This window comes from Brasilonema bromeliae SPC951 (genome assembly GCF_012912135.1).
GTDB lineage: Bacteria > Cyanobacteriota > Cyanobacteriia > Cyanobacteriales > Nostocaceae > Brasilonema > Brasilonema bromeliae.
The window spans coordinates 43,780-46,839 of sequence record NZ_QMEB01000010.1 but is presented as its reverse complement, the minus strand read 5'-3'; the positions used below and the strand labels follow the sequence as shown (position 1 = coordinate 46,839).

General features: G+C 44.8%; 3 protein-coding genes. 2 read left to right on the top strand and 1 reads right to left on the bottom strand.

All coding sequences use genetic code 11. From position 1 onward, the window contains the following. Positions 1-312: 312 nt before the first annotated feature. A complete protein-coding gene (locus DP116_RS02610) occupies positions 313-1,161 on the bottom strand; it encodes a hypothetical protein (protein ID WP_169153687.1) in 849 nt (282 codons plus the stop codon). A 434-nt stretch (positions 1,162-1,595) separates the two neighbouring features. Between DP116_RS02610 and DP116_RS02605 the strand changes: the two genes are divergently transcribed. Beyond that, complete coding sequence (locus tag DP116_RS02605; RefSeq protein WP_169153686.1) at positions 1,596-2,162, top strand: hypothetical protein; 567 nt, start codon at positions 1,596-1,598, stop codon at positions 2,160-2,162. Positions 2,163-2,231: 69 nt separating this feature from the next. Continuing rightward, on the top strand, positions 2,232-3,060 hold an 829-nt coding region (locus DP116_RS28935), incomplete at its 3' end, for a tetratricopeptide repeat protein (protein ID WP_246275449.1).

Sequence of the window (3,060 nt, the reverse complement as noted above, 5' to 3'; positions counted from 1 at the left end):
CAGCAAATAATATTCCTGTGCGCCATGTGAGTTTTTGTAATATTGTCTGCTGTTGTTTTGTTTTTTTGATTTTAGACATTTTTAGCAAAATATCTCTATTCTATGAAAATTTTTTTTAAAGGTTTTGACTGAAACATTCTACTCTACGATTTTGCAAATCAAAAAATTACTTAAATATTTTTTCGGAATGCTTCACGGAGCTAAGGTAGATAATAAAGATCAGCCCTGTTGCATAGTAGTTTATGAAGCTCGACTTGCAGAAGTTTTACCTGGCTTGCAACCCAAAGCTTGACCTTTTTGTTTAAGCTGTTTCTACGGAAGCCTTTTGGGACGGCTGCGAATCAACAACTGCACCTGACCATCACCTGTGTTAATTGCTAACACTGGAGGACGCTGATTAGCCTTTGCTCCTGGTTGCATTGCTGGGAACAGATATACCCAGTTGTTGTTTTCAATAAGCAACCGCCAAACAATAGGTTGCTCTGGATTAGTTGTATCGTTTGTTTCCCGTCCGAAAATCTGCCTGAACTGATTCACATCTCCGATAATGCGGGAATTCTTCAAGGGGAGATTGGTTAACAGGTCATCGGGATTGCGTCCCAAAGCCATCTTATCGCTGGGGCTAACTAGGGTAACAATAGGTCTTGTAGAGGTGTTATTGACTGCATCCTGGTAAGCATCAGCAGTACCCTGCCAACGCGCTAACCAAAATAGAGCAACCAGAATCCAGGCTATAATAACGATTTCATGACGGAAGGGCTGGGGAAAAAGCTGGGCAAAGGAACGTAGCGGCTTGAGGAGCCAAAAACCGTGCAGTTTTTGCGTAAATCTGCTGATGGGTGATTTTGACGTGCTTGCTGGACTGCTTACCTTTGGTGAGCGAATCAACCAGAGAGTGAATTGAATCAAAACTACTGTTATACTTACAACTATAATTGTCCGAATAAATATCCAGAAATCACCCAGAATAACTTGAATTGGTACTAGTAGAAATGACTCTAGTGGTAAGTTTAGGGTAGTAATTTCAACTTCAAAAAAGCCAAAGTAAGCCCAGCGATATATCCAACCTATAAAGTAAAGAAAAATACCTAACACGCCGAGCAGACTAGCGAAGCTGCCAAGAAGATTGGCACGATCAGAATTTTGAGATGCTGGGGACATGACTAGTGACAAAAGTTACTAAATGTGTGGCTCAAACTAGTATCTGGTTTACCCAAGGGGGCAACGCTCAATCGCTTTATTGTTACACACACTCTGTGCGTCCCCATCCAGCCTATGCTACAACGGTAAAGCTTACCCTCAAGATGGCGATTACTCACCAGTAATGGACATGGTAAGCATTGGCTAGGTGTAAGTTTTCATCCTCAGTTATGTGGTAGTGTTTCTGTAATTGCCCGTATTGGAACGCTATTTAAGCGGTTGCGATACGCCTTTGGCGTCTGCCCTTTGGGCAATCGCACTTTTGAGCAAACTTTTTTCTAAAGTTACCGGAACGAAAGGAACTTTTTGTGATTCTATACTAATAGCTCTAGGTATATCCAAGGGTGAGCCACTTTATTGCGTTACTCTCTATCTCCTTAGTATTATTTAAATGCATGAAAGTATTTTTCAAAACACTGATTTTTGCTAGCGTGCTTGCTGTCGCCGGGACGGTAGAAAATGTACAAGCAGTGATTGGCACTATTCAAATAGCCCAAACGCAGAAGGCAGAAGTTAACGCGCCGATACCCTTGGCGCTACCCAGCACTGCGGATGTGGTACTGAAGAATGGAAGTTCGATGACGGGACAGGTGACAGCGTTTGACCCGAACAAGCAAATAATTCAGATATCCGGCAGTGGTGTTTCTCGCTCACTTCAGATTGCCCAGATTCAGCGAGTAACCTTTAAGCGAGATGGTCTAGTTTATACCAGCGATGGTAGGCGGGTCATCCGGGGAGAGGATAACTCACAGGCTCAACAAAGCACTTGGAAGAATATTCCACTGAATGCGTTTCGCTTTCTCAACCCTAGGCAAGCAAGCGTAGACCTGGCAACACTCATGAATTCGAGGGATATTCGTGGTATTCAGGGAGTGGCTGTTAAGAGTTTATATGTAGCGGATGAAATTCAGTTTCAAACTGCCGGAAAGATGACTATCAAAGTAACGCCTACTGACCCTTAGGTTCGATGGTGCTGGTGCTATCTACCGACATATTACTGGGATTGTAATCTGATCAAAGATGAAATTTTAATGCAACGCATTCTCAAAGTTTTGTTGGCAGTGGGAATTGGTTTGGCTCCAGTTGTTATGCAGTCAACTGTTGAACCAGTGTGGGGACAAACTCAGAATCCCCCAAGTCAAGAGGTGCTAAAACTTATGAACCAAGCGCTGAAACAAACACAGCAAGGACAATCACAACAGGCAATAGAAACGTTTAAGCAAGTTTTAGCAATTGCACAACAACTCAAAGATCGAAAGCTGGAGGCAACTGCTCTACTTGGAATAGGCGTAAACTTTGGCAACATTGGGCAGCACCAGAAAGCATTGGAGTTTTACAACCAAGCCCTGCCGATTGAACGAGCGGTGGGCGATCGCGCTGGGGAAGCTGTTACCCTAAATAATATCGGTTCAGTCTACAGCGATATTGGGCAGCCCCAGAAAGCTTTGGAGTTTTTAAACCAAGCCCTGCCGATTAGACAAGCGGTGGGCGATCGTGCTGGGGAAGCCAATACTCTAAGTAATATCGGTGGGGTCTACAGCGATATTGGGCAGCCCCAGAAAGCATTGGAGTTTTACAACCAAGCCCTGCCGATTAGACAAGCGGTGGGCGATCGCGCTGGGGAAGCCAATACTCTAAGTAATATCGGTGCGGTCTACAGTCAGATTGGGCAGCCCCAGAAAGCATTGGAGTTTTACAACCAAGCCCTGCCGATTATCCGAGCGGTGGGCGATCGCGCTGGGGAAGCCACAATTCTGAATAATATCGGTGGGGTCTACGGCGACATTGGGCAGCCCCAGAAAGCGTTGGAGTTTTACAACCAAGCCCTGCCGATTAGACAAGCGGTGGGCGATCGCGCTG

Coding starts and splice junctions, on each gene's coding strand:
- DP116_RS02605 (WP_169153686.1), top strand. CDS start 1,596: ATGAAAGTATTTTTCAAAACACTGATTTTTGCTAGCGTGCTTGCTGTC.
- DP116_RS02610 (WP_169153687.1), bottom strand. CDS start 1,161: ATGTCCCCAGCATCTCAAAATTCTGATCGTGCCAATCTTCTTGGCAGC.